24 protein-coding genes are annotated in these 25891 nt (G+C 58.5%); 22 read left to right on the top strand and 2 right to left on the bottom strand.

Features of this window, described 5'->3' with window-relative positions; genetic code table 11:
- Nucleotides 1–48 precede the first annotated feature (48 nt).
- Genes ACJ8M3_RS11970 through nei form a run of 4 tightly spaced genes read left to right on the top strand, consistent with a single transcriptional unit; the run spans nucleotide 49 to nucleotide 3295 of the window.
- Complete coding sequence (locus ACJ8M3_RS11970) at nucleotides 49–780, top strand: DUF969 domain-containing protein (RefSeq protein WP_016928734.1); 732 nt, start codon at nucleotides 49–51, stop codon at nucleotides 778–780.
- Nucleotides 777–1796: a DUF979 domain-containing protein gene (locus tag ACJ8M3_RS11965; protein WP_089196727.1), complete on the top strand. Its 1020-nt coding sequence runs from the start codon at nucleotides 777–779 to the stop codon at nucleotides 1794–1796. Before ACJ8M3_RS11970 ends, ACJ8M3_RS11965 begins: the two co-directional genes overlap by 4 nt.
- 8 nt (nucleotides 1797–1804) lie before the next feature.
- Entirely contained in the window at nucleotides 1805–2449 is a 645-nt protein-coding gene (gene pcp, locus ACJ8M3_RS11960; RefSeq protein WP_016928732.1) for a pyroglutamyl-peptidase I, read from the top strand.
- Nucleotides 2450–2503: 54 nt separating this feature from the next.
- Nucleotides 2504–3295, top strand: a complete 792-nt coding sequence (nei, locus tag ACJ8M3_RS11955) for an endonuclease VIII (RefSeq protein WP_089196728.1) — start codon at nucleotides 2504–2506, stop codon at nucleotides 3293–3295.
- Nucleotides 3296–3352: 57 nt separating this feature from the next.
- Here the strand turns inward: nei and ACJ8M3_RS11950 are convergent, their stop codons facing one another.
- Complete coding sequence (locus ACJ8M3_RS11950) at nucleotides 3353–4645, bottom strand: citrate synthase (protein WP_033642196.1); 1293 nt, start codon at nucleotides 4643–4645, stop codon at nucleotides 3353–3355.
- A gap of 730 nt (nucleotides 4646–5375) precedes the next feature.
- Here ACJ8M3_RS11950 and sdhC point away from each other — a divergent pair.
- The 8 genes from sdhC to sucD all read left to right on the top strand — a co-directional run bounded on the left by sdhC (nucleotide 5376) and on the right by sucD (nucleotide 15129).
- Nucleotides 5376–5765 (top strand): succinate dehydrogenase cytochrome b556 subunit, encoded by a 390-nt coding sequence (sdhC, locus tag ACJ8M3_RS11945; protein ID WP_004939893.1) that lies wholly within the window; start codon nucleotides 5376–5378, stop codon nucleotides 5763–5765.
- Entirely contained in the window at nucleotides 5759–6106 is a 348-nt protein-coding gene (gene sdhD, locus ACJ8M3_RS11940) for a succinate dehydrogenase membrane anchor subunit (RefSeq protein ID WP_004939891.1), read from the top strand. Before sdhC ends, sdhD begins: the two co-directional genes overlap by 7 nt.
- Nucleotides 6107–7873, top strand: a complete 1767-nt coding sequence (gene sdhA / locus ACJ8M3_RS11935; protein ID WP_015376974.1) for a succinate dehydrogenase flavoprotein subunit — start codon at nucleotides 6107–6109, stop codon at nucleotides 7871–7873.
- 16 nt (nucleotides 7874–7889) lie between these two features.
- The gene (locus ACJ8M3_RS11930; RefSeq protein WP_015376975.1) at nucleotides 7890–8606 is read left to right on the top strand and encodes a succinate dehydrogenase iron-sulfur subunit; all 717 of its coding nucleotides are present in this window, start codon (nucleotides 7890–7892) and stop codon (nucleotides 8604–8606) included.
- Nucleotides 8607–8881: 275 nt separating this feature from the next.
- Nucleotides 8882–11689 (top strand): 2-oxoglutarate dehydrogenase E1 component, encoded by a 2808-nt coding sequence (gene sucA / locus ACJ8M3_RS11925; protein WP_033644215.1) that lies wholly within the window; start codon nucleotides 8882–8884, stop codon nucleotides 11687–11689.
- Nucleotides 11690–11753: 64 nt separating this feature from the next.
- The gene (gene odhB, locus ACJ8M3_RS11920) at nucleotides 11754–12968 is read left to right on the top strand and encodes a 2-oxoglutarate dehydrogenase complex dihydrolipoyllysine-residue succinyltransferase (RefSeq protein WP_033642197.1); all 1215 of its coding nucleotides are present in this window, start codon (nucleotides 11754–11756) and stop codon (nucleotides 12966–12968) included.
- Between the two features lie 122 nt (nucleotides 12969–13090).
- The gene (gene sucC, locus ACJ8M3_RS11915; protein WP_015376978.1) at nucleotides 13091–14257 is read left to right on the top strand and encodes an ADP-forming succinate--CoA ligase subunit beta; all 1167 of its coding nucleotides are present in this window, start codon (nucleotides 13091–13093) and stop codon (nucleotides 14255–14257) included.
- The gene (gene sucD, locus ACJ8M3_RS11910) at nucleotides 14257–15129 is read left to right on the top strand and encodes a succinate--CoA ligase subunit alpha (RefSeq protein ID WP_004939878.1); all 873 of its coding nucleotides are present in this window, start codon (nucleotides 14257–14259) and stop codon (nucleotides 15127–15129) included. Before sucC ends, sucD begins: the two co-directional genes overlap by 1 nt.
- A 72-nt stretch (nucleotides 15130–15201) precedes the next feature.
- On the opposite strand, the gene ACJ8M3_RS11905 is transcribed toward sucD, so the two are convergent.
- Nucleotides 15202–17100: a bifunctional metallophosphatase/5'-nucleotidase gene (locus ACJ8M3_RS11905; protein WP_089196729.1), complete on the bottom strand. Its 1899-nt coding sequence runs from the start codon at nucleotides 17098–17100 to the stop codon at nucleotides 15202–15204.
- A gap of 684 nt (nucleotides 17101–17784) precedes the next feature.
- Here ACJ8M3_RS11905 and cydA point away from each other — a divergent pair.
- The 10 genes from cydA to pal all read left to right on the top strand — a co-directional run bounded on the left by cydA (nucleotide 17785) and on the right by pal (nucleotide 25883).
- Nucleotides 17785–19353: a cytochrome ubiquinol oxidase subunit I gene (gene cydA, locus ACJ8M3_RS11900; RefSeq protein WP_004939873.1), complete on the top strand. Its 1569-nt coding sequence runs from the start codon at nucleotides 17785–17787 to the stop codon at nucleotides 19351–19353.
- A 14-nt stretch (nucleotides 19354–19367) separates the two neighbouring features.
- Entirely contained in the window at nucleotides 19368–20507 is a 1140-nt protein-coding gene (gene cydB / locus ACJ8M3_RS11895; protein ID WP_015376980.1) for a cytochrome d ubiquinol oxidase subunit II, read from the top strand.
- Nucleotides 20508–20524: 17 nt separating this feature from the next.
- The gene (gene cydX, locus ACJ8M3_RS11890) at nucleotides 20525–20638 is read left to right on the top strand and encodes a cytochrome bd-I oxidase subunit CydX (RefSeq protein ID WP_004939868.1); all 114 of its coding nucleotides are present in this window, start codon (nucleotides 20525–20527) and stop codon (nucleotides 20636–20638) included.
- Nucleotides 20638–20934 (top strand): cyd operon protein YbgE, encoded by a 297-nt coding sequence (ybgE, locus tag ACJ8M3_RS11885; protein WP_033642199.1) that lies wholly within the window; start codon nucleotides 20638–20640, stop codon nucleotides 20932–20934. Before cydX ends, ybgE begins: the two co-directional genes overlap by 1 nt.
- A gap of 130 nt (nucleotides 20935–21064) precedes the next feature.
- Entirely contained in the window at nucleotides 21065–21469 is a 405-nt protein-coding gene (gene ybgC / locus ACJ8M3_RS11880; RefSeq protein ID WP_004939863.1) for a tol-pal system-associated acyl-CoA thioesterase, read from the top strand.
- The gene (gene tolQ / locus ACJ8M3_RS11875) at nucleotides 21466–22149 is read left to right on the top strand and encodes a Tol-Pal system protein TolQ (protein WP_004939862.1); all 684 of its coding nucleotides are present in this window, start codon (nucleotides 21466–21468) and stop codon (nucleotides 22147–22149) included. Before ybgC ends, tolQ begins: the two co-directional genes overlap by 4 nt.
- 12 nt (nucleotides 22150–22161) lie before the next feature.
- The gene (tolR, locus tag ACJ8M3_RS11870; RefSeq protein WP_004939859.1) at nucleotides 22162–22590 is read left to right on the top strand and encodes a colicin uptake protein TolR; all 429 of its coding nucleotides are present in this window, start codon (nucleotides 22162–22164) and stop codon (nucleotides 22588–22590) included.
- An 81-nt stretch (nucleotides 22591–22671) separates the two neighbouring features.
- A complete protein-coding gene (gene tolA, locus ACJ8M3_RS11865) occupies nucleotides 22672–23898 on the top strand; it encodes a cell envelope integrity protein TolA (protein ID WP_033641066.1) in 1227 nt (408 codons plus the stop codon).
- A 132-nt stretch (nucleotides 23899–24030) separates the two neighbouring features.
- A complete protein-coding gene (tolB, locus tag ACJ8M3_RS11860) occupies nucleotides 24031–25323 on the top strand; it encodes a Tol-Pal system beta propeller repeat protein TolB (protein ID WP_004939856.1) in 1293 nt (430 codons plus the stop codon).
- 44 nt (nucleotides 25324–25367) lie between these two features.
- Nucleotides 25368–25883, top strand: coding sequence for a peptidoglycan-associated lipoprotein Pal (pal, locus tag ACJ8M3_RS11855; protein WP_004939853.1), 516 nt, complete (start codon nucleotides 25368–25370; stop codon nucleotides 25881–25883).
- Nucleotides 25884–25891 lie beyond the last annotated feature (8 nt).

The raw sequence follows: 25891 nt of genomic DNA, 5'->3' as shown, positions 1-25891 counted from the left end.
ACACAACATCACAAACAAAAAATTATTAGAAAATATCGAGGGAAGACTATGGAACAGGCCGTGAATCTCTGGCCACTGATCGGCATCGCCGCGATCGTGGTCGGGTTTGTATTGCGTTTCAATCCGGTGCTGGTGGTGATCGCCGCCGGCATCATTACCGGTCTGGCGGCGCTGATGCCGCTGGACGTCATTCTGGAAAAGCTCGGCGAGGGCTTTCTCAACACCCGCAACCTGCCGCTGATCCTGCTGCTGCCGCTGGCGGTGATCGGCCTGCTGGAGCGCCACGGGCTGAAAGAGCGGGCGCAGGCGTGGATCGCCAAGATCAAAAGCGCCACCGCTGGCCGTTTGCTGATCGTGTACCTGTTCGTGCGCGAAATTACCGCGGCGATGGGGCTGACCAGCCTGGGCGGGCATCCGCAGATGGTGCGGCCGTTGCTGGCGCCGATGGCGGAAGGGGCAACGGAAAACCGCTACGGCGAACTGCCGGAGCGTACCCGCCACCGCCTGCGCGCCATGTCGGCCGCGACCGACAACGTCGGGCTGTTCTTCGGCGAAGATATCTTCGTGGCTTTCGGCGCGATCATCTTCATGCACAACTTTATGCTGGAATCGGGCGGCATCCAGACCGAGCCGCTGCATATCGCGCTGTGGGGCATTCCGACCGCGATTTTCGCTTTCCTGATCCACGCGTTCCGGCTGTATCGGATGGATAAACAGCTGAGCGCCGAGCTGGCGCAGCTGAATCAGGCGGCGCTGCAGGCGAAGGGGGAGGCACGATGAACTTCCAGCAACAATATCTCTACTGGCTGGCCGGCGCGGTGCTGCTGATTGTGGCGGTGATGTCCTTGCGCGATCGCGCCAACCCGCGCCGCATCACCACCGGGCTGTTTTGGGGATTGTACGGCCTGGTATTCCTGGTCGGCGACTGGACTTACCGCCTGCTGGGCGACGTACTGGGCGAAGGCAGCAACGAAAAACGCATGCTGCACATCATCGTTGGCGGGGTGGTGGTGGTGATGGCCCTGATTGCCGGCTTCGGCGGTGTGCGCCTCGGCAGCTATCATCAGCGAACGCCGCAGGAGCGCGAGGCGAGCGCCAAGCGCCTGGGCAACAAGCTGTTCATTCCCGCGCTGGCGATCCCGGTGGTGACGGTGGTCGGCGTGCTGCTGTTCAACAACGTGCCGGCGTTGCAAAACGCGGTATTCGGCAGCGGTAACCACGCGACGCTAATTACCCTGTTCTCGATGACCGTCGGCTGCCTGATCGGGTTGGCGATCGCGGTGACAATGACCCATGAGAAGGCGCTGCAGCCGATACAGGAAGCGCGGCGCCTGCTGGATTCGATCGGCTGGGCGTTCATTCTGCCGCAGATCCTCGCCACGCTGGGGCTGCTGTTTACCGTCGCCGGCGTCGGCACCGCGATCTCGCATTTGACCCAGGAATATCTGGCGGTCGATAACCGCTTTATCGCCGTGGCGGTCTACGCTATCGGTATGGCGGTGCTGACCATGGTGATGGGCAACGCCTTCGCCGCTTTCCCGATCGTTACCGCCGGCATCGGCATTCCGATCCTGGTGTTGCAGCACGGCGGCAACCCGGCGGTGATGGCGGCGATCGGCATGTTCTCCGGCTATTGCGGCACCCTGATGACGCCGATGGCGGCGAACTTCAACATTGTGCCGGCGGCGCTGCTGGAGTTGCCGGACAAGAATGCGGTGATCAAGGCGCAGGTGCCGACCGGCGTGCTGCTGCTGTTGGTTAACGTGTTCCTGCTGTATTTCCTGATGTTCCTGTAGGAGTAAGGATGCAAAAAGTATTGATTACCGGCTTTGAGCCGTTTGGCGGTGAGCGCCTTAACCCCTCCTGGGAAGTGGTGAAGCAGCTCAATGATATGGAGCTGGTCGGCACGCGCATCGTGGCGCGCCAGCTGCCGTGCGTGTTCGGCGCGGCGCTGGAGGCGCTCAATGCGGCGATCGATGAGGTGCAGCCGGTGATGGTGCTGGCTATCGGCCAGGCCGGCGGCCGCACCGATATCACGATTGAACGGGTGGCGATCAACGTCGACGATGCGCGCATTCCCGACAATCAGGGGCAGCAGCCGGTGGACGAGCCGATCGTCGCCGGCGGTCCGGCGGCCTATTTCAGCACCTTGCCGATCAAAGCGATGGTCAGTTCGATGCGCGAGGCCGGCATTCCGGCCGCCGTTTCGCAGACTGCCGGCACCTACGTGTGCAACCATGTGATGTATGGGCTGCTGCACCGTTTGAGCGGCCAACGCGAGGTGAAGGGCGGTTTTATCCATATCCCGTATCTGCCTGAGCAGGCGGCGGCCCACCCCGGCGCGCCGAGCATGGCGGCTTCGACGGTGCTGTTTGCATTGGAGCTGGCCGTTTCCATCGCTTTGCAGGTGGAACACGATCTGAAAGTGGTGGGTGGCGCAACGCATTAATCAAGAACACTCCCGGCGCACCGGGCTGCGCCGGGCCTACGCAAGGAGTGGTCTATGCCGGAAGGACCGGAGATTCGCCGGGCGGCGGACAAACTGGCGGCGGCGGTGATCGATCAGCCGCTGACCGCCGTCGATTTCGCTTTTCCCCAGTTGAAGCACTACCGCCAGCGTTTGCTCGGCGAGCGCATCGTCGCCATCGAGCCGCGCGGCAAGGCGCTGTTGACCCACTTTTCCAATGGGCTGACGATGTACAGCCATAACCAGCTGTACGGCGTATGGAAAGTGGCGGCGGCGGGAGAGACGCCGGAGACCAAGCGCGATCTGCGGGTGCGCCTGGAAACCGCTCGCAGCGCAATATTGCTCTACAGCGCGTCCGACATCACCGTCGGGCCGCGCGAGGAGATAGAACAGCACCCGTTCCTGCAACGCATCGGCCCCGACGTGCTGGACATGACGTTGACGGTGGATGAGGTGCAGGAGCGTTTGCTGACGCCGCGTTTTCGCCGCAGGCAGCTGGGCGGCATGCTGCTCGACCAGGCGTTTCTCGCCGGATTGGGCAATTATCTGCGCGCCGAAATTCTGTGGCAGGCCGAACTGGCGCCGCAGCACAAACCGCAGGATCTGGCGCCGGAAGCGCTTTGGCGTCTGGCGGAGGCGCTGCTGGCGGTGCCGCGTCTTTCCTATCAGACGCGTGGGCAGGCGGATGAGAACCGCCATCACGGCGCGCTGTTTCGCTTCAAGGTGTTTCATCGCAGCGGCGAGCCCTGTGAGCGCTGCGGCGCGATGATTGTGCGCACCGACCTGTCGTCGCGGCCGTTTTATTGGTGCCCGGGCTGCCAGAAATAAGCAAAAAAAACGCCGCCCGAAGGGGCGGCGCTGTGCGGTTTCAGCCGGGGAAGCGGCTTACTTGGTTTTCAGCTGGGATTTGAAATCACGCTCGGCATAGCCGGTGTACAGCTGACGCGGACGGGCAATTTTGATGCCTTCGTCGTGCATTTCGTTCCAGTGCGCGATCCAGCCGATGGTGCGCGCGATGGCGAAGATCACGGTGAACATGGAAGAAGGAATGCCCATCGCCTTCAGGATGATGCCTGAGTAAAAGTCGACGTTCGGGTACAGTTTCTTCTCGATGAAGTACGGGTCGTTCAGCGCGATGTGCTCCAGCTCCATCGCCACCTGCAGCAGGTTGTCGTCCTTCTTGTTCAGCTCTTTCAGCACTTCGTGACAGGTCTCGCGCATCACGGTGGCGCGCGGATCGTAGTTCTTGTACACGCGGTGGCCGAAGCCCATCAGGCGGAAGGAGTCGTTCTTGTCCTTGGCGCGCTTGATGAATTCCGGAATGTGATCGACGGTCTTGATCTCTTCCAGCATTTTCAGCGCCGCTTCGTTGGCGCCGCCGTGCGCCGGCCCCCACAGGGAGGCGATGCCGGCCGCGATGCAGGCGAACGGGTTGGCGCCGGAAGAGCCGGCGGTGCGCACGGTCGAGGTAGAGGCGTTCTGCTCATGGTCGGCGTGCAGGATCAGGATGCGATCCATGGCGCGTTCCAATACCGGGTTCACCACGTACTCTTCGCACGGGGTGGCGAACATCATGTGCAGGAAGTTGCCGGCATAGGACAGATCGTTGCGCGGATAAACGAACGGCTGGCCCAGGGAGTATTTGTAGCACATCGCGGCCACGGTCGGCATTTTGGACAGCAGACGGAACGCGGTGATTTCACGGTGACGCTCGTTGTTGACGTCCAGCGCATCGTGGTAGAACGCCGCCAGCGCGCCGGTCACGCCGCACAGCACCGCCATCGGGTGCGAGTCGCGACGGAAGCCACGGAACAGATGGGTGATCTGGTCGTGGATCATGGTGTGACGGGTTACGGTCGTTTTGAAGGTCTCGAACTCTTCCGGCGTCGGGGTCTCGCCGTACAGCAGGATGTAGCACACTTCCAGGTAGGAAGATTCTTTCGCCAGCTGTTCGATAGGGAAGCCGCGGTGCAGCAGCACGCCTTTGTCGCCGTCGATGAAGGTAATCTTGGATTCGCAAGAAGCGGTGGAGGTAAAGCCGGGATCAAATGTGAAATAACCTTTGGAACCCAGAGCGCGGACATCGAGGACATCAGGGCCCAGTGTCGGTGTCAATACGCCCAGTTCGATCGGAGCTTCGCTGTCGTTAATGGTTAGCGTCGCTTTCTTATCAGTCATTTACTGTCTCCTTAGCGCCTTATTTTAAAAACCACTAACAACTGAAATACCTTAAATCTCTGCAGGTTGCCCGCAAAAAAATGGTGCGGACGCTAACTCTGTGAGCGACTGCGCAACTGTGCGCGGGTAGGGTACAGAGTGCTGACCAGGCGAACGAGACGGGTGACCAGTTGTTAACGATTCATAGTAATTCGTTATAGTCTGTTAATCTTACCTATGAGCTGTTCGAAGAGATGTGAACCTATCCCAATAATCTGTTTTTATTTGCTTTATTTGCTTTTTGACGCCGGCAAAATCGAGCGGGAAACAACGGCTATTGGGATAGGTTCGTCAAATACACTGTTGCATAACTCGAACCCGGGGGGAAGTGTATCTGCTGACCCATAGCGCATCATAGGACCGTTTGTGCCCCTATATGTAATGGAAATGTTGATCTCTTGTCAAATCAGATAATTAATTTTGCACTAATTGTGAAATCCGTGATCTGAATCACTGTTCGGGGGAAATGTTATCAAAGCGGTTGTATGAGAATTGTAATCAGAATGTGATCCTCCTATACTGCCGCCAGGTCTCCGGATTACCCTGAAGTAGGAGCACCCAGCGTTATAAATGCGCGCCGTTTGAGCACAGAGGATGTTGATGTTTGAGCGCGTGACGTGTAAGGGTTTTAGGCTCTTAACGCTGTCTGATCCCCGCCCAGGCCCGGAGGAAGGAAAATAATAAGAGCTGTGTGGGCAAATACGTGAAAAAACAACGACCTGTCAACTTGGATCTGCAAACGATCCGGTTCCCCGTAACTGCGATAGCGTCTATCTTACACCGAGTCTCTGGCGTAATTACCTTCGTTGCCGTGGGTATCCTCCTCTGGCTGCTGGGCCTGTCACTCTCTTCCCAAGAGGGGTTCCTGCAGGCGGCCGCCATCATGAATAGCTTCATCGTCAAATTCATATTCTGGGGCATCCTCACGGCGCTGGCCTATCACATTTGCGGTGGCATCCGTCACTTGTTAATGGATTTTGGCTACATCGAAGAGAGTTTGGCCGCCGGTACCCGTTCCGCCCAGGTGGCGATCGGTCTGACCGTCGTGCTGTCAGTTCTGGCTGGAGTCCTCGTATGGTAAACAACGTTTCTGCATTAGGGCGCAACGGCGTGCACGATTGGCTGCTGCTGCGCGCTTCCGCTATCATCATCACCCTGTACGTCCTGTATATCCTGGGCTTCTTCGTCACGGCTCCGGAACTCACTTATGACATCTGGCGCGGTTTCTTCGCCACTTCCATTACGAAAGTGTTCACTCTGCTGACCTTGCTGTCGATTCTGGTGCACGCCTGGATCGGGCTGTGGCAGGTGCTGACGGACTACGTCAAGCCGCTGGCGGTTCGCCTGGTGTTGCAGCTGGCTGTCGTGGTCGCGTTGCTGGTCTATTTACTGTACGGAACAATCGTAGTGTGGGGTGCTTAAATGAAACTGCCAGTCAGAGAGTTTGATGCCGTCGTAATCGGCGCCGGCGGTGCGGGCATGCGTGCCGCGCTGCAAATTTCCCAAGCGGGCTCGACCTGTGCCCTGCTGTCCAAAGTTTTCCCGACCCGTTCCCATACCGTGTCCGCACAGGGCGGCATCACCGTCGCGCTCGGCAACAGCCACGAGGACAACTGGGAATGGCATATGTACGACACGGTGAAAGGTTCCGACTATATCGGTGACCAGGACGCCATCGAATATATGTGTAAAACCGGCCCGGAAGCGATTCTGGAACTGGAACACATGGGCCTGCCGTTCTCTCGTCTGGATGACGGCCGCATCTACCAGCGCCCGTTCGGCGGCCAGTCGCTGAACTTTGGCGGCGAGCAGGCGGCGCGTACCGCAGCCGCAGCCGACCGTACCGGCCACGCGCTGCTGCACACCCTGTACCAACAGAACCTGAAAAACCACACCACCATCTTCTCCGAGTGGTATGCGCTTGATCTGGTGAAAAACCAGGACGGCGCGGTGGTCGGCACCACGGCTATCTGCATCGAAACCGGTGAAGTGGTTTACTTCAAAGCCAAGGCCACCGTGCTGGCGACCGGCGGCGCAGGCCGTATTTACCAGTCCACCACCAACGCCCACATCAACACCGGCGACGGTGTCGGCATGGCGCTGCGCGCCGGCGTGCCGGTGCAGGACATGGAAATGTGGCAGTTCCACCCGACCGGCATCGCCGGCGCGGGCGTGCTGGTGACCGAAGGCTGCCGCGGCGAAGGCGGTTACCTGCTGAACAAACACGGCGAGCGCTTCATGGAGCGTTATGCGCCGAACGCCAAAGATCTGGCGGGGCGCGACGTGGTTGCCCGTTCGATCATGATCGAAATCCGCGAAGGCCGCGGCTGCGACGGTCCTTGGGGCCCGCACGCCAAGCTGAAGCTGGATCACTTGGGCAAAGAGGTGCTGGAATCCCGTCTGCCGGGCATTCTGGAGCTGTCCCGCACCTTCGCGCACGTCGATCCGGTGAAAGAGCCGATCCCGGTTATCCCAACCTGTCACTATATGATGGGCGGCATTCCGACCAAGGTGACCGGTCAGGCGCTGACCGTGAACGAGAAAGGCGAAGACGTGGTGATCCCGGGGCTGTTCGCCGTGGGCGAAATCGCCTGCGTATCGGTGCACGGCGCCAACCGTCTGGGCGGCAACTCGCTGCTGGACCTGGTGGTATTCGGCCGTTCCGCCGGCATGCACCTGCAGGAATCGTTGGAAGAGCAGGGCGTGAGCCGTGACGCCAGCGACTCCGACGTGGAAGCTTCGCTTGATCGTCTGAACCGTTGGAACAATACCCGTTCTGGCGAAGACCCGGTCGAAATTCGCAAAGCGCTGCAGTCTTGCATGCAGCACAACTTCTCGGTATTCCGCGAAGGCGATGCGATGGCCAAGGGCCTGGAAGAACTGAAAGTGATCCGTGAACGTCTGAAGAACGCACGCCTGGACGATACCTCCAGCGAGTTCAACACCCAGCGCATCGAGTGCCTGGAGTTGGATAACCTGATGGAGACCGCGTATTCCACCGCCGTGTCGGCCAACTTCCGTACCGAGAGCCGTGGCGCGCACAGCCGCTTCGACTACCCGGAACGCGATGACGCCAACTGGCTGTGCCATTCGCTGTATCTGCCGCAATCGGAAAGCATGACGCGTCGTGAAGTGAACATGCAACCGAAGCTGCGCCCGGCATTCCCGCCGAAAGTGCGTTCTTACTAATTGCGGAGATCGACAGATGAAACTCGAATTTTCCATTTATCGCTACAATCCGGATGTCGACGACGCGCCGCACATGCAGGACTACACCCTGGAAGCGGAAGAAGGCCGTGACATGATGCTGCTGGATGCGTTGATCCAGCTGAAAGAAAAAGATCCGACCCTGTCGTTCCGTCGCTCATGCCGCGAAGGCGTGTGCGGTTCCGACGGCCTGAACATGAACGGTAAAAACGGCCTGGCGTGCATCACTCCGGTTTCGTCGCTGCGCAAAGGCAACGGCAAGATCGTGATCCGTCCGTTGCCGGGGCTGCCGGTGGTGCGCGATCTGGTGGTGGATATGGGGCAGTTCTACACCCAGTATGAAAAGATCAAGCCATACCTGCTGAACGACGGCAAGAATCCGCCGGCGCGTGAGCACCTGCAGTCGCCGGAACAGCGCGCCAAGCTGGACGGTCTGTACGAGTGCATCCTGTGCGCCTGCTGCTCGACTTCGTGCCCATCGTTCTGGTGGAACCCGGACAAGTTCATCGGGCCTGCCGGTCTGTTGGCGGCGTATCGCTTCCTGATCGACAGCCGTGACACGGAAACGCAAGAACGTTTAGATGATCTGGACGATGCTTTTAGTGTTTTCCGCTGCCATAGCATTATGAATTGTGTCAGTGTATGTCCTAAAGGCTTGAACCCGACGCGTGCGATCGGGCATATCAAGTCCATGCTGCTGCAACGCGGCGCATAAACGGAATGAGATGCTGCGCCGGGCTCTTTTCCGGCGCACATCCCATAGGGGAGGGAACCTCTAAAAACTGACCCGCGGCTGCGGCGCTATGCAGCCTGGTTCTTCCGCCGGTTTTTAGAGGTTCCTTGTAAGGGACCGCAAGGTCCATAACAGAACGTATCGGGCCGTCATGGCCGCAAGTACGTCGAGTGAACCGTTTTACGGCAAACCGTATTCATCACGGTAATTATGTTAACCACGGCGAAAACTAAAGCTTCAAAGCTTAAGGGATCATGATGCAGAACGGCGCAATGAAGGCCTGGCTGGATTCCTCCTATCTGGCGGGCGCGAACCAGTCTTACATAGAGCAGCTCTATGAAGATTTCTTAACCGATCCGGGTTCCGTTGAAGATAGCTGGCGTTCCATTTTTCAACAGCTACCAACCGCGGGTGTCAAACCCGATCAGCTCCACTCTCAAACGCGCGACTACTTCCGCCGCCTGGCGAAAGACTCCGCGCGCTACAACACCACCATCACCGATCCGGCAACCGACGCCAAACAGGTCAAGGTACTGCAGCTGATCAACGCCTTCCGCTTCCGCGGACATCAGCATGCCAACCTCGATCCGCTCGGCCTGTGGCAGCGTGAGCAAGTTCCTGACCTTGAGCCCGCTTACCACAACCTGACCGAAGCCGATTTCCAGGAAACCTTCAACGTGGGCTCTTTCGCCATCGGCAAAGAAACCATGAAGCTGGGCGATCTGTACGCCGCGCTGAAGCAGACCTATTGCGGGTCGATCGGCGCTGAATACATGCACATCACCAACACCGAAGAGAAACGCTGGATCCAGCAGCGCATCGAGTCGGTGGTGGGGCGCGCCAGCTTTACCGCCGACGAAAAACGCCGTTTCCTGAACGAGCTGACCGCTGCGGAAGGCCTGGAACGCTACCTGGGCGCCAAATTCCCGGGCGCCAAACGCTTCTCGCTGGAAGGCGGCGACGCGCTGGTGCCGATGCTGAAAGAGATGGTGCGCCACGCCGGCAAGAACGGCACGCGTGAAGTGGTGTTGGGCATGGCCCACCGCGGCCGTCTGAACGTGCTGATCAACGTGCTGGGCAAAAAGCCGGCCGACCTGTTCGACGAATTCGCCGGCAAGCATAAAGAACACCTCGGCACCGGCGACGTGAAATATCACCAGGGCTTCTCCTCCGACGTGGAAACCGAAGGCGGCATGGTTCACCTGGCGCTGGCGTTCAACCCGTCGCACCTGGAGATCGTCAGCCCGGTGGTCATGGGGTCGGTTCGCGCCCGTCGCGATCGTCTGGACGAAGCGCGCAGCAACATGGTGCTGCCGATCACCATCCACGGCGACGCCGCCATTACCGGCCAGGGCGTGGTTCAGGAAACCCTGAACATGTCTCAGGCTCGCGGCTACGAAGTGGGCGGCACCGTGCGCATCGTCATCAACAACCAGGTTGGCTTCACCACCTCCAACCCGCTGGATGCGCGCTCTACCGAATATTGCACCGACATCGCCAAAATGGTTCAGGCGCCGATCTTCCACGTTAACGCGGACGATCCGGAAGCCGTGGCCTTCGTCACTCGCCTGGCGTTGGATTTCCGTAACACCTTTAAGCGTGACGTGATGATCGATCTGGTCTGCTACCGTCGCCATGGGCACAACGAGGCCGATGAGCCGAGCGCCACCCAGCCGGTGATGTATCAGAAGATCAAGAAACACCCTACGCCGCGCAAAATCTACGCTGACATTCTGACCGAACAGAAAGTGGCCAGCCTGGAAGATGCCACGGAAATGGTCAACCTGTATCGTGATGCGCTCGACCGCGGCGATTGTGTGGTTGAAGAATGGCGTCCGATGAATCTGCACTCCTTCACCTGGTCGCCGTACCTGAACCACGAGTGGGACGAAGAGTACCCGAGCAAGGTTGAGATGAAGCGTCTGCAGGAACTGGGCCGCCGCATCAGCACCGTGCCGGAAGCGATCGAAATGCAGTCACGCGTGGCGAAAATCTACGCTGACCGTGCCGAGATGGCGGCGGGCAACAAGCCGTTCGACTGGGGCGCCGCCGAAACGCTGGCCTACGCCACCATGGCGGATGAAGGCATTCCAATCCGCATCTCCGGCGAAGACGCCGGCCGCGGCACCTTCTTCCACCGTCACGCGGTGGTGCACAACCAGAAAAACGGTTCGGTCTATGTTCCGCTGGCGAATATCCACAGCGGCCAGGGCGAATTCAAGGTCTGGGACTCCGTGCTGTCTGAAGAGGCGGTGCTGGCGTTCGAATACGGCTACGCCACGGCGGAACCGCGCACGCTGACCATCTGGGAAGCGCAGTTCGGCGACTTCGCCAACGGCGCGCAGGTTGTTATCGATCAGTTCATCAGCTCCGGCGAGCAAAAATGGGGCCGTATGTGCGGCCTGGTGATGCTGCTGCCGCACGGCTATGAAGGCCAGGGCCCAGAGCACTCCTCCGCGCGTCTGGAACGTTATCTGCAGCTGTGCGCTGAGCAGAACATGCAGGTGTGCGTCCCGTCCACGCCGGCGCAGGTTTACCACATGCTGCGTCGTCAGGCGCTGCGCGGTATGCGTCGTCCGCTGGTGGTGATGTCGCCGAAGTCGCTGCTGCGTCACCCGCTGGCGGTCTCTTCGCTGGACGAGCTGGCCAATGGCACCTTCCTGCCGGCGATCGGCGAGATCGACGATTTGGATCCGAAAGCGGTCAAGCGCGTCGTGCTGTGCTCCGGTAAGGTTTACTACGACCTGCTGGAACAGCGTCGCAAGAACGAGCAGAAAGACGTGGCCATCGTGCGCATCGAGCAGCTGTATCCGTTCCCGCATCAGGCCGTGCAGGCCGTGCTGGAGCAATACTCGCACGTGCATGACTTCGTCTGGTGTCAGGAAGAGCCGCTGAACCAGGGCGCCTGGTACTGCAGCCAACACAACTTCCGTGAAGTGGTGCCGTTCGGGGCTTCTTTACGTTACGCAGGACGTCCGGCCTCCGCCTCTCCGGCGGTGGGTTATATGTCCGTACACCAGAAGCAGCAGCAGGCTCTGGTGAATGATGCGCTGAATATTGACTAATGTTCGCTCGCTTGCCGGCCGAGGGGCCGGCAAGCAGATGATAAAAAACTTAAGGGAAAGCTAAATGAGTAGCGTAGATATTCTGGTTCCTGACCTTCCTGAATCGGTTGCCGATGCGACCGTAGCCACCTGGCACAAGAAACCGGGCGACAGCGTTCAGCGTGACGAAGTCCTGGTTGAAATCGAAACCGACAAAGTGGTGTTGGAAGTGCCGGCCAGTGAAGCGGGTATTCTCGATGCTATCGTGGAAGAAGAGGGCGCGACCGTACTGTCTCGCCAGCTGCTCGGCCGCATCCGTCCGGGCGACAGCTCCGGCAAGCCGACCGCTGAGAAGAGCCAGGAGAAAGAAGCCACGCCTGCACAGCGCGCGACCGCGAGCCTGGAAGAAGAAAGCAATGACGCGCTCAGCCCGGCGATTCGCCGCCTGATTGCTGAACACGATCTCGATGCTGGCGCCATCAAAGGCACCGGCGTGGGTGGCCGCATTACGCGTGAAGACGTGGAAGCGCACCTGGCCAAAGGCGGCGCCGCTGCCAAACCAGCCGCCGCTGAAGCCGCGCCGCAGCCTGCTCTGGCCGGCCGCAGCGAAAAACGCGTGCCGATGACCCGCCTGCGCAAACGCGTCGCCGAGCGTCTGCTGGAAGCGAAAAACAGCACCGCGATGTTGACCACCTTCAACGAAATCAACATGCAGCCGATCATGGACCTGCGCAAGCAGTACGGCGAAGCCTTCGAGAAACGCCACGGCGTGCGTCTGGGCTTCATGTCCTTCTACATCAAGGCGGTGGTTGAAGCGCTGAAGCGTTTCCCGGAAGTGAACGCGTCGATCGACGGTTCCGACGTGGTTTACCACAACTACTTCGACATCAGCATCGCGGTTTCTACTCCGCGCGGCCTGGTGACGCCGGTACTGCGCGATGTGGACGCCATGAGCATGGCTGACATCGAGAAGAAAATCAAAGAGCTGGCCGTTAAGGGCCGCGACGGCAAACTGACCGTGGAAGAGCTGACCGGCGGTAACTTCACCATTACCAACGGCGGCGTATTCGGCTCCCTGATGTCCACCCCGATCATCAACCCGCCGCAGAGCGCCATCCTGGGCATGCACGCCATCAAAGATCGCCCAATGGCGGTCAATGGTCAGGTGGTGATCCAGCCGATGATGTATCTGGCGCTGTCTTATGACCACCGCCTGATCGACGGTAAAGAATCCGTCGGTTATCTGGTGACGGTCAAAGAGATGCTGGAAGATCCGGCTCGTCTGCTGCTGGACGTCTAGTAACCCTTGCCGGGCGCGGCATGCCGCGCCCGCACTCTGTGCTATGTGGCCGGAAAACCATGCGGTTTACCGCGTAATAATGGTCCGGCTAAAAACCTTCAGAACTGAATGGATAGAACATCATGAATTTACACGAATATCAGGCAAAACAGCTGTTTGCTCGGTATGGCATGCCGGCACCAACCGGTTACGCCTGTACCACTCCGCGTGAAGCAGAAGAAGCCGCATCCAAAATCGGCTCCGGCCCGTGGGTGGTGAAATGTCAGGTTCATGCTGGCGGCCGCGGTAAAGCGGGCGGCGTTAAAGTCGTCAACAGCAAAGAAGATATCCGTGCCTTCGCGGAAGCCTGGTTGGGCAAACGTCTGGTGACTTACCAGACTGACGCGCTGGGCCAGCCGGTTAACCAGATCCTGGTAGAAGCGGCGACCGACATCGATAAAGAGCTGTACCTGGGCGCCGTTGTAGACCGCGCGACCCGTCGCATCGTATTCATGGCGTCTACCGAAGGCGGCGTGGAAATCGAGAAAGTGGCGGAAGAAACCCCGGAACTGATCCACAAAATGACCATCGATCCGCTGGCGGGTCCACAGCCTTATCAGGGCCGTGAGCTGGCCTTCAAACTGGGCCTGACCGGCAAGCAAGTCAGCCAGTTCGCCAAGATCTTCATGGGTCTGGCGACGCTGTTCCTGGAGCGCGACCTGGCGATGGTTGAGATCAACCCGCTGGTGATCACCAAGCAGGGCGATCTGGTGTGCCTGGACGGCAAACTGGGCGCCGACGGCAACGCCCTGTTCCGTCAGCCTGAACTGCGTGAAATGCGTGACCCTTCGCAGGAAGACGAGCGTGAATCCCGTGCGGCTCAGTGGGAGCTGAACTACGTTGCCCTCGACGGCAACATCGGCTGCATGGTGAACGGCGCCGGTCTGGCGATGGGCACCATGGACATCGTTAAACTGCACGGCGGCGAACCGGCCAACTTCCTGGACGTTGGCGGCGGCGCGACCAAAGAGCGCGTGACCGAAGCGTTCAAAATCATCCTGTCCGACGACAAGGTGAAAGCGGTTCTGGTTAACATCTTCGGTGGTATCGTACGTTGCGATCTGATCGCTGACGGCATCATCGGCGCAGTGGCTGAAGTGGGCGTTAACGTCCCGGTCGTGGTGCGCTTGGAAGGGAACAACGCCGAACTGGGCGCCAAGAAACTGGCGGACAGCGGTCTGAATATCATTGCTGCGACCAGCCTGACTGATGCGGCTCAGCAAGTTGTTGCAGCAGTGGAGGGTAAATAATGTCCATCTTAATCGATAAAAACACCAAAGTAATTTGCCAGGGCTTCACCGGTAGCCAGGGGACTTTCCACTCCGAACAAGCTATCGCTTACGGCACCAAAATGGTTGGCGGCGTCACCCCAGGCAAAGGCGGCACTCAGCACCTGGGTCTGCCGGTGTTCAACACCGTGCGTGAAGCGGTTGAAGCGACCGGCGCGACGGCCTCTGTCATCTACGTTCCAGCGCCGTTCTGCAAAGACTCCATTCTGGAAGCGATCGATGCCGGCATCAAACTGATCATCACCATCACCGAAGGCATCCCGACTCTGGACATGCTGACCGTGAAAGTGAAGCTGGACGAAGCCGGCGTGCGCATGATCGGGCCGAACTGCCCTGGCGTGATCACCCCGGGCGAGTGCAAAATCGGCATCATGCCTGGCCACATCCACCTGCCGGGCAAAGTGGGCATCGTTTCCCGCTCCGGCACCCTGACCTATGAAGCGGTGAAACAAACCACCGATGCCGGTCTGGGCCAGTCCACCTGCGTGGGCATCGGCGGCGACCCGATCCCGGGCTCCAACTTCATCGATATCCTGAAGATGTTCCAGCAGGATCCGCAGACCGAAGCGATCGTGATGATCGGTGAGATCGGCGGCAGCGCTGAAGAAGAAGCGGCAGCTTATATCAAAGAACACGTCACCAAACCGGTTGTCGGCTACATCGCCGGCGTAACCGCGCCGAAAGGCAAGCGTATGGGCCACGCGGGCGCCATCATCGCAGGCGGCAAGGGCACGGCGGACGAGAAGTTTGCTGCGCTGGAAGCGGCGGGCGTGAAAACCGTTCGCAGCCTGGCGGACATCGGCGACGCGGTAAAAGCGGTGCTGAAGCGCTAAGCATTGAGTACGAAATAACACTATCTCGACATGTTTGGCCACCCATTGGGTGGCCTTTTTTATGGGTGAAGATCAGAAGTCGTTAAGCGCCTTGATCAGCGCGATCCGATCCTGCAGGCGGCGCTGCCGCACCGGATCGGCGGCGGTTTGCCGCTGTTGCTCCAGCGAGGTGAGGGCGGTGCGGTAATCGTCGGCATTGTTGAACAGCGCGTCTTTGACGTTGATCGAGGCGACGTTGGTGTAGCGCCCGTCGTCGGTGGTCGGCACCTGGATAACGCCTTCATTGAGCAGCCGTTTGACGATCGCCCGCTGCGGTTCGTATCCCGCCATGCCGACCAGCTTCCAGCGCTGCGGCGGCACGCTCTGATACTGGCCGTGTTTCACTGCCGTCAGGTAGCGCAGAGTCAGGTTGCGAATGGTGCCTTCTTCTTCACCGTATTGCGCTTTGCTGTCGAACAGCACCGGGAAGGATTGCCCCTCCAGCGCGCCGCCCTTCTGCGTCAGATGGCCCATACGGTAACTGTTCATGCCCAGGCGGATCGGCATGTCGTCGGTGACCGGCGTGCCGTCTGCCAGGCGCAGACTGATGATACGTGAACCGGCCGGTTGACGCAGATCGATAGTGTAAGTGACGCCGTCGAAGAAATCGTTGGTGGAATATTTGGACGAGCGCCGCGCCGGGTTAAAGCTGTAGGTGACGTCGCCCGGCTGCAGCTGATTGAAATAATCGGCAGACCACTCCATGTAGCGTTTGAGCGCGTTGCCGTTGAGCTGATAAACGGTGATCTCGCCGCCGGCGTATTGGTAGTTAAAGGCGATATCCTTGGCCTTGATGTCGCCGACATCCAGTTTGGCACGATCGTTGTCGATCTGCAGGGCGATCACCTGCGCCAGCGGTGCATAGTGACGGGCGGCCTGCTGGAATAACTCACTGATGCCGGTATCCTGAACGTGTACCTGAGGAATGCCGCGGAACTCGTCGGCAGGCACCAGATCGCTGCCGCTCAGCTTCGCCACGACTCGGTTGGCGTTGGCGCGCAAAATGTCATGATACGGCTGGTAGAGAGCCTGCATGGCGCTGTCCGGCGCCAGCCCCTTGATGGAATAGGTGTAGCTGTTTTTGTCGATCAGCGTGAATTTGCCATCGCGGCGTTCAAATTGCAGGTCAATGCGTGACAGCGCGCGACCGTACTTATCCGGCTCCGTGATGATGACGCCGTTCACCACCGCTTTGTCGATTTTCACATGCATGTGGCCGGCGACGATCGCCGCCAGCTCCGGGTTGGCGTTGGCGATGTCCGCCACGCCGGTGCCGGGGCGCTGGTTCTCGTTGTCGATGCCCATATGCGCGACCAGCACGATCGCGTCGACCTGGCCGTCGATCTGCCTGATGACCTGTTTCACCGCCTGTACCGGATCGGTGAAGTTCAGCCCTTTGATGCGATCGGTGCCCTTGGCGAATTCCGCAGTCATCGGCGTGTCCATGCCGATAATGCCGATCTTCACGCCCTGGCGTTCGAGGATGGTATAGGCCGGCAGATAAGGTTTGCCGTTGTCCCAGACGATGTTGCCCGCCAGCGCCGTGCCTTTAAACTGTTTGAGCGGCGTGGCCAGCGCCGGCAGACCGAAGTCAAATTCGTGGTTGCCCATCACCCAAACGTCGTAGTCAAGCGCGTTGAGGCCCAGCATCATCGGGCTGATGGCCTCCTGTTTGAAGGTTTCGACGAAGTTGCCCTGGATGGTGTCGCCGGCGTCCACCAGAATCAGGTTGGGCTGTTCGGCGCGCACCTTTTTGACCTGGGTGGCTATCTGGCTCAGGCTGCCCGCCAGGTTTTCCGTGTCGCTGGCGTAGTCCCAAGGTACGAAAGTGCCGTGCAGATCGGAGGTGCCCAACAGGGTGATATTTACCGTTTCGGCGGCCATGGCGTTTCCCGAGAGTCCCAAGACAGAGGCAAAGATGATTTTTTTCATAAGTTATTGTCACTCAATGCAATTTTAACATAAGTGGTCATTTTGCTACAAAATCGCAACCTTTACGATCCCATTGCGAGAAATAGACTAATATTGGAGAGAGATTTGTTGTTTTGTGACTGCTATCACTGTCACGGCTTATTGGAAATAAAAGGTTAATTATGTCGCATAATAAGTGCGTAATAATACAATGGCGGCTCTTTTGAATTACATTTATTTAACACAAAAATATCATTAAAAAACAATTAAACCATTGCGCAACATGACCCTAAGAAAATTATGCGAAATGTGCTGATGAATATGGAAATAATATGCGGATAGGCTTAAATTGTCTCAGATCAAATTAGGCCGAAGTACCTCTTTCGGCTAAGATTTGACCTGTAACCAAAAGTCCAACCCACGTCACGTAAAAACCTATTTATTGTGTGGGATTGGGCGAGTATCATCCATGTTGTGATTATGGATGGTTGATCTTGTTGCATTTGTTACCCGTTGTCGGTTTTCAGTGGCGTGCTTGTCGACGGCCCGTGCGGGCTATTGGCCGAGTGTGCGGTTGAAAGCGGAGAAGCTGGATCAAATTTGTTGTGTTTAAGGGCATTCACTGCGGGGCGTTACTGGCGGCTTTGAAAGAAGCGTGCCGATAACCGCGTGTCGGAGTCTTCCTGCGAGGAGCAAGGAGTCAAGATGTTTGATATTGTCGAACTGTCGCGCTTACAGTTTGCTTTAACGGCGATGTACCATTTCTTATTTGTCCCATTAACGCTCGGTATGGCGTTCTTGCTGGCAATTATGGAAACGGTATATGTCCTGTCTGGCAAACAAATCTATAAAGACATGACCAAATTCTGGGGAAAGTTATTTGCGATTAACTTTGCTCTGGGTGTGGCCACCGGTTTGACCATGGAGTTCCAGTTCGGGACTAACTGGTCATATTTCTCTCATTACGTCGGCGATATCTTCGGGGCCCCACTGGCTATCGAAGGTCTGATGGCGTTCTTCCTTGAATCGACGCTGGTCGGCCTGTTCTTCTTCGGCTGGGATCGTCTGAGCAAGGTGCAGCACATGGCGGTAACCTGGTTCGTGGCCCTCGGCTCCAACCTGTCCGCGCTGTGGATCCTGGTCGCCAACGGCTGGATGCAGAACCCGATCGCGTCGGATTTCAACTTCGAAACCATGCGCATGGAGATGGTCAGCTTCTCCGAGTTGGTGCTTAACCCGGTTGCGCAGGTGAAATTCGTTCACACCGTGGCTGCAGGCTACACCACCGGCGCCATGTTCGTGCTGGGCATCAGCGCTTACTACCTGCTGAAGGGCCGCGACATCGCTTTCGCCAAACGCTCCTTCGCCATCGCCGCCAGCTTCGGCATGGCAGCGGTGCTGTCGGTGATCGTGCTGGGTGACGAATCCGGTTACGAAATGGGCGACGTACAGAAAACCAAACTGGCCGCCATCGAAGCGGAGTGGGATACCCAGCCGGCGCCGGCGTCCTTCACCCTGTTCGGCATTCCCGATCAGGACAAGATGGAAAACTCCTTCTCTATTCAGATCCCGTATGCGCTTGGCCTGATCGCCACGCGTTCCACCGACACGCAGGTCACCGGCCTGAAAGATCTGCTGGCGCAACATGAAGTGCGCATCCGCAACGGCATGAAAGCCTACCAGCTGCTGGAAGAGCTGCGCGGCGGCAATACCGATCCTGCGGTGCGTGCGGAATTCAACAAAACCAAGCAAGACCTGGGCTACGGCATGCTGCTGAAGCGTTATACCCCGAACGTCAGCGACGCGACGGAAGCGCAGATCCAGCAGGCGACCAAGGACTCCATTCCACGCGTGGCGCCGCTGTACTTCGCCTTCCGCATCATGGTGGCCTGTGGCGTGCTGATGCTGCTGATTATCGGTCTGTCCTTCCTGAGCGTGGTGCGCGGCCGCATCGGCCAGAAAAAATGGCTGTTGCGTGCGGCGCTGTATGGCTTGCCGCTGCCGTGGATCGCGGTGGAAGCCGGCTGGTTCGTGGCGGAATACGGCCGTCAACCGTGGGCGATTGGTGAGGTGCTGCCGACCGCAGTCGCCAACTCTTCGCTGACCGCGGGCGACATTCTGTTCTCGATGGGGCTGATTTGCGGCTTGTACACCCTGTTCCTGGTGGCTGAAATGTACCTGATGTTCAAGTTTGCGCGTCTGGGTCCAAGCAGCCTGAAAACCGGCCGCTACCACTTTGAACAACCGACTGCCGCCGTGCAGGAAGCGCGCTAAACAGGAGTCCACGTATGTTTGACTATGAAGTACTGCGATTTATCTGGTGGGTGCTGGTTGGCGTACTGCTGATCGGCTTCGCCGTCACCGACGGTTTCGACATGGGCGTCGGCATCCTGGTGCGCATCATCGGTAAAACCGATACCGAGCGCCGGGTGATGATCAACTCCATCGCCCCTCACTGGGACGGTAACCAGGTGTGGCTGATCACCGCCGGCGGCGCGCTGTTCGCCGCCTGGCCGATGGTCTACGCAGCGGCCTTCTCGGGCTTCTACGTCGCCATGATCCTGGTGCTGGCGGCGTTGTTCTTCCGCCCGGTCGGTTTTGACTACCGTTCCAAGCTGGAGAGCAGCCGCTGGCGCAACATGTGGGACTGGGGCATCTTCATCGGTTCCTTCGTGCCTGCGTTGGTGTTCGGCGTGGCGTTCGGCAACCTGCTGCAGGGCGTGCCGTTCCATGTGGACGAGTACCTGCGTCTGTTCTACACCGGCAACTTCTTCCAACTGCTGAATCCGTTCGGTCTGTTGGCAGGCGTGGTCAGTCTGACCATGCTGGTCACTCAGGGCGCGACCTACCTGCAGATGCGCACCACCGGCGAGATCCACCTGCGGTCACGCGCCGCAGCGCAGATCGCGACGCTGATCATGGCGGTATGCTTCCTGCTGGCGGGTGTGTGGCTGGTTAAAGGCATCGACGGCTACGTGATCACTTCGGCGCTGGACACCATGGCGGAATCCAACCCGCTGCGTAAAGAAGTGGCGCATCAGGCCGGCGCATGGCTGATCAACTTCAACAAGTATCCGCTGCTGTGGGCCTTGCCTGCACTGGGCGTAGTGCTGCCGTTGTTCACCATCCTGTTCTCGCGTCTGGAGAAAGGCGCGCTGGCGTTCGTCACCTCGTCGCTGACCATCGCCTGCGTCATCCTCACTGCCGGGGTCACCATGTTCCCGTTCGTGATGCCGTCCAGCACCGTGCCTAACGTCAGCCTGACCATGTGGGACGCGACGTCGAGCCTGTTGACGCTGAAAGTGATGACCGTCGTGGCGGCGATCTTCGTGCCTATCGTTTTGGCGTACACCAGCTGGTCGTACTACAAAATGTTCGGTCGTCTCGACAAGAACTACATCGAAAACAACAAGCATTCGCTGTACTAAGGATAAGGAGCTAAACCATGTGGTATTTTGCCTGGATTCTCGGAACGCTTCTTGCCTGCGCCTTCGGCATCATCACGGCGCTGGCGCTTGAGCAGAGCGAAGCGACCAAAGCTCAGCAAGACGGTAAGTAATGAGCTCGTCCGTGATTGACAAGCTGTACGCTGTCACCGACAAGGGCCCGGTTCGGGCCCTTTCCCTGGTGCTGGCGTTGATTTTGGCGGGGTGCGTGTTCTGGGATCCGACGCGTTTCGCCGCCAAAACCAGCTCGCTGGAGATTTGGGAAGGGCTGTTGCTGATTTGGGCCGTATGCGCCGGAGTGATCCACGGCTTCGGATTCCGCCCGCAGCGCAGCGTCTGGCGCGCTTTTTTCGCGCCGCTTCCCGCCATTGTGATCTTGTTCGCAGGATTACTTTACGTTTCTTTATAATCTCCCCGATGTCCCCACGTTATGGGCCCTCACGGCCCATAATTATTTTCATTCCCATCTTGTAACCCATTCCCAACCCGATCTGTCTTGCGTATAGTAGCAGCGTTAAATTGCATTGCTGGGAAGTAGAGTGAGTAATACGTTGTTTCGATGGCCGGTTCGCGTTTACTACGAGGATACCGATGCCAGTGGTGTGGTCTATCACGCCCGCTACGTCGCCTTTTTTGAAAGAGCGCGCACAGAGATGCTGCGTCAGCACAACTTTCATCAACAGCAGCTGCTCAGTGAACAAGTCGCTTTTGTCGTCCGGCGCATGACGGTGGATTATCTGGCTCCGGCTCGTCTCGACGAGCAACTGGAGGTCCAGAGTGAAATCACCTCTCTGCGCGGGGCTTCTCTCACGTTTGCTCAACGCATTGTCAATTCTGACGGGGCCCTACTGAGCCAGGCAGATGTCCTGATTGCCTGTATTGATCCACACCAAATGAAGCCAAGAGCGCTTCCTAAGTCTATTGTCGCGGAGTTTAAGCAGTGACTGACATGAACATCCTAGATTTATTCTTGAAGGCGAGCCTGCTGGTTAAGCTTATCATGTTGATTTTGATATGCTTCTCGGTAGCCTCTTGGGCGATCATCATTCAGCGCACCCGCATCCTCAATGCGGCGACGCGTGACGCCGAAGCCTTTGAAGACAAATTCTGGTCCGGTATCGAGCTTTCCCGTCTGTACCAGGAAAGTCAGGCGCGTCGCGATAGCCTGACCGGTTCCGAGCAGATCTTCCATTCCGGCTTCAAAGAGTTCGCCCGCCTGCACCGCGCCAACAACCATGCGCCGGAGTCGGTGATCGAAGGAGCGTCGCGCGCGATGCGCATTTCGATGAACCGCGAGCTGGAAACGCTGGAAACCCATATTCCGTTCCTCGGCACCGTCGGTTCGATCAGCCCGTATATCGGCCTGTTCGGCACCGTGTGGGGGATCATGCACGCCTTTATCGCGCTGGGCGCGGTGAAGCAAGCCACGCTGCAGATGGTGGCGCCGGGTATCGCCGAAGCGCTGATCGCCACCGCGATCGGTCTGTTCGCCGCTATCCCGGCGGTAATGGCCTACAACCGTCTCAACCAGCGCGTCAACAAGCTTGAGCAGAATTACGACAACTTTATGGAAGAGTTCACCGCTATTCTGCATCGTCAGGCCTTCTCCAGCGACAGCAAATAAGTAGGAGGTAGCATGGCGAGAGTACGTGGACGTAGTCGGCGCGAGCTGAAGTCCGAAATTAACATCGTTCCGCTGCTCGACGTGTTGCTGGTGCTGCTGCTGATCTTTATGGCAACCGCGCCAATCATCACGCAGAGCGTGGAGGTTGACCTGCCGGACGCCACCGATTCCAAGACGGTGTCCAGCGATGACAATCCGCCGGTGATCCTCGAGGTTTCCGGCGTAGGTCAATACACCCTGGTGGTGGATCACAACCGTATGGAGCTGCTGCCGCCTGAGCAAGTCGCGGCCGAAGCCAAGTCGCGTTTGGCGGCTAACCCGAAAACGGTCTTTTTGATCGGCGGTGCGAAGGAAGTCCCTTACGATGAGATTATCAAGGCATTGAATATTCTCCATCAGGCGGGCGTGGCTTCCGTGGGGCTGATGACCCAGCCGATCTGACCGTAAGGCCAACGGCAACCCGGTTCCTGCGCTGCGGCTCAGGAACCCCGTATAAGCAACACCAGTTTTTGGGAATCTATTTTGGTAAAGGCAACTGAGCAAAACGATAAGCTGAACCGCGCCGTTATTGTTTCGGTCGTTCTGCACTTCATACTGATTGCCCTGCTGATTTGGGGATCGCTGCAGGAAAAGGTCGACATGGGCGCCGGCGGCGGCGGCGATGGCACCGTGGTGGGCGCGGTGATGGTCGATCCCGGTGCCGTGGTGGAACAGTACAACCGCCAGCAGCAGCAGAGCAACGATGCGCAGCGTGCCGAGAAGCAGCGCCAGAAAAAAGCGGAGCAACAGGCCGAAGAGCTTCAGCAGAAGCAGGCGGAGCAACAGCAGCGCCTGAAAGAGCTGGAGAAAGAGCGTTTGGCGGCGCAGGAGAAAGCCGCGCAGGACGCCAAAGCGCAGGCTGAGCAACAGCAGAAGGCGGCGGAGCAGCAGAAACAGGCCGCCGAGCAGCAAAAAGCGGCGGAAGCCGCCGCAGCCAAGGCCAAAGAGCAACAGAAGGTCGCCGAAGCCGCCGCCGCCAAGGCGAAGGCCGAAGCGGACAAGGTCGCCAAGGCGCAGGCGGAAGCCCAGAAAAAAGCCGAAGCGGAAGCCAAGAAAGAAGCGGCAGCTGCCGCCGCCGCCAAGAAACAGGCGGAAGAGGCGAAGAAAGCCGCCGCCGCTGCGGCAGAAAAGAAAGCCGCAGAGGCCGCGGAGAAGAAAGCGGCCGCTGAAGCCGAGAAAAAAGCTGCAGCGGAAGCCGAGAAGAAGGCTGCCGCCGAGGCAGAGAAGAAAGCGGCGGCCGAGAAAGCCGCTGCCGCCAAAAAAGCCGCTGCGGACGCCAAGAAGAAGGCCGCCGCCGAGGCTGCGAAACAATCGGAGGAAGTTAGCGATCTGTTTGGCGGCCTGGCGGATGGCAAGAACGCGCCGAAAGGCGGCGGTGCCAAATCGAAGGGCGACGGTAAACCGGCCGGGCAGGGCAATGCCAAGACGGCTGGCGCCAGCGGGGCGGATATCAGCGGTTATATGGGGCAGATTCAAGGGGCGATTCAGAGCAAGTTCTATGACGCCAGTTCGTTCGCCGGCAAAACCTGCGACCTGCGTATCAAGCTGGCGCCGGACGGCCTGCTGATAAGCGTACAAGCAGCGGGGGGCGATCCTGCTCTGTGTCAAGCTGCGGTGTCTGCCGCCAAGTTGGCGCATATACCGAAGCCGCCGAGCGATGCCGTTTATCAGCACTTTAAGAATTCTATACTTGAATTCAAGCCGCAATAACGGTTGATTGAGTGAGTGTTATCACAGGGATGTACTAAGGTAACCAACAGGGATTATGTAGTTTTACGTAAGTTGGTTTGTTAAAATTCTGCTAATTTATCGCAGGCATCCCGCCTGGATAAGGGAGATGAGATGAAGCAGGCATTTCGAGTAGCGCTAGGTTTTTTAATTCTGTGGGCGTCCGTGTTGCACGCGGAAGTTCGCATTGAAATCACCCAAGGGGTCGACTCCGCTCGTCCGATTGGCGTGGTGCCGTTTAAATGGGCGGGCCCAGGCACGCCGCCGGAAGATATCGGCAAGATTGTCGGCGCGGATCTGCGCAACAGCGGCAAATTCAACCCGATCGACGTGGCGCGCATGCCGCAGCAACCGACCTCCGCGTCTGAAGTGACGCCGGCGGCCTGGACTGCATTGGGCATCGACGCCGTAGTGGTCGGTCAGGTTCAACCTGGCGCCGACGGCAGCTACCTGATCTCCTACCAGTTGGTGGACACCTCGGGTTCGCCGGGCACCGTATTGGCGCAGAACCAGTATAAAGTGACCAAACAGTGGTTGCGTTATTCTGCCCATACCGCCAGCGACGAAGTGTTCGAGAAGCTGACCGGCATCAAGGGCGCGTTCCGCACCCGTATCGCCTACGTGGTGCAGACCAACGGCGGGAAATTCCCGTACGAGCTGCGCGTAGCGGATTACGACGGTTACAACCAGTTCACGGTGCACCGTTCGCCTGAGCCGCTGATGTCGCCGGCCTGGTCGCCGGATGGCAGCAAACTGGCTTACGTGACCTTCGAAAGCGGCCGTTCCGCGCTGGTGGTGCAAACCCTGGCTAACGGCGCCATCCGCCAGATCGCTTCCTTCCCGCGCCACAATGGTGCGCCGGCGTTCTCGCCGGACGGCAGCAAGCTGGCCTTCGCGCTGTCCAAGAGCGGCAGCCTGAACCTGTACGTGATGAACCTCGGCTCCGGCCAGATCACGCAGCTGACCGATGGCCGCAACAACAACACCGAACCGACCTGGTTCCCGGATGGCCAGTCTCTGGCGTTTACCTCCGACCAGGGCGGGCGTCCGCAGATTTATAAAATCAGCGCCAGCGGCGGTGCCGCACAGCGTCTGACGTGGGAAGGCTCTCAGAACCAGGATTCTGAAGTCAGCTCCGATGGTAAATTCCTGGTGATGGTGAGCACCAACAGTGGTGCACAACACATCGCCAAACAAGATCTTGGATCAGGCGCCGTTCAGGTTTTGACCGGCACCTTCCTGGATGAAACGCCTAGTATTGCGCCAAACGGCACCATGGTGATCTATAGCTCCACGCAAGGTATGGGCTCCGTGCTGCAGTTGGTGTCAACTGATGGGCGTTTCAAAGCGCGTCTTCCGGCAACTGATGGACAGGTCAAATTCCCTGCCTGGTCGCCGTATCTGTGATGCATGTGTAAATATGTATGGCAAACTATAAAAGGATCAAAGAAATGCAACTGAACAAAGTGCTGAAAGGGCTTCTGCTGGCACTGCCAGTTCTGGCTGTAGCAGCTTGTAGTTCTAACAAAAGCGCGAACAACGACCAATCTGGTATGGGCGCTGGCGCCGGCACTGGTATGGAAAACGGCAGCAGCAACCTGTCTTCCGAAGAACAAGCTCGTCTGCAGATGCAAGAACTGCAGAAGAACAACATCGTTTACTTCGGCCTGGACAAGTATGACGTAAGCTCCGAATTCGCTCAGATGCTGGACGCGCACGCTGCATTCCTGCGTAACAACCCGTCTTACAAAGTGACCGTTGAAGGCCACGCTGACGAACGCGGCACGCCGGAATACAACATCGCTCTGGGTGAGCGTCGTGCTAACGCCGTTAAAATGTACCTGCAGGGTAAAGGCGTTTCCGCTGACCAGATCTCTATCGTTTCTTACGGTAAAGAAAAACCAGCAGTACTGGGCCACGACGAAGCGGCTTATGCTAAAAACCGTCGTGCCGTTCTGGTTTACTAAGAGAATCG

Source organism: Serratia sp. CY55921, from assembly GCF_052167655.1.
GTDB lineage: Bacteria > Pseudomonadota > Gammaproteobacteria > Enterobacterales > Enterobacteriaceae > Serratia > Serratia ureilytica.
The sequence above is the reverse complement of the archived record's forward strand: the minus strand, read 5'-3'. Positions and strand labels throughout refer to the sequence as shown.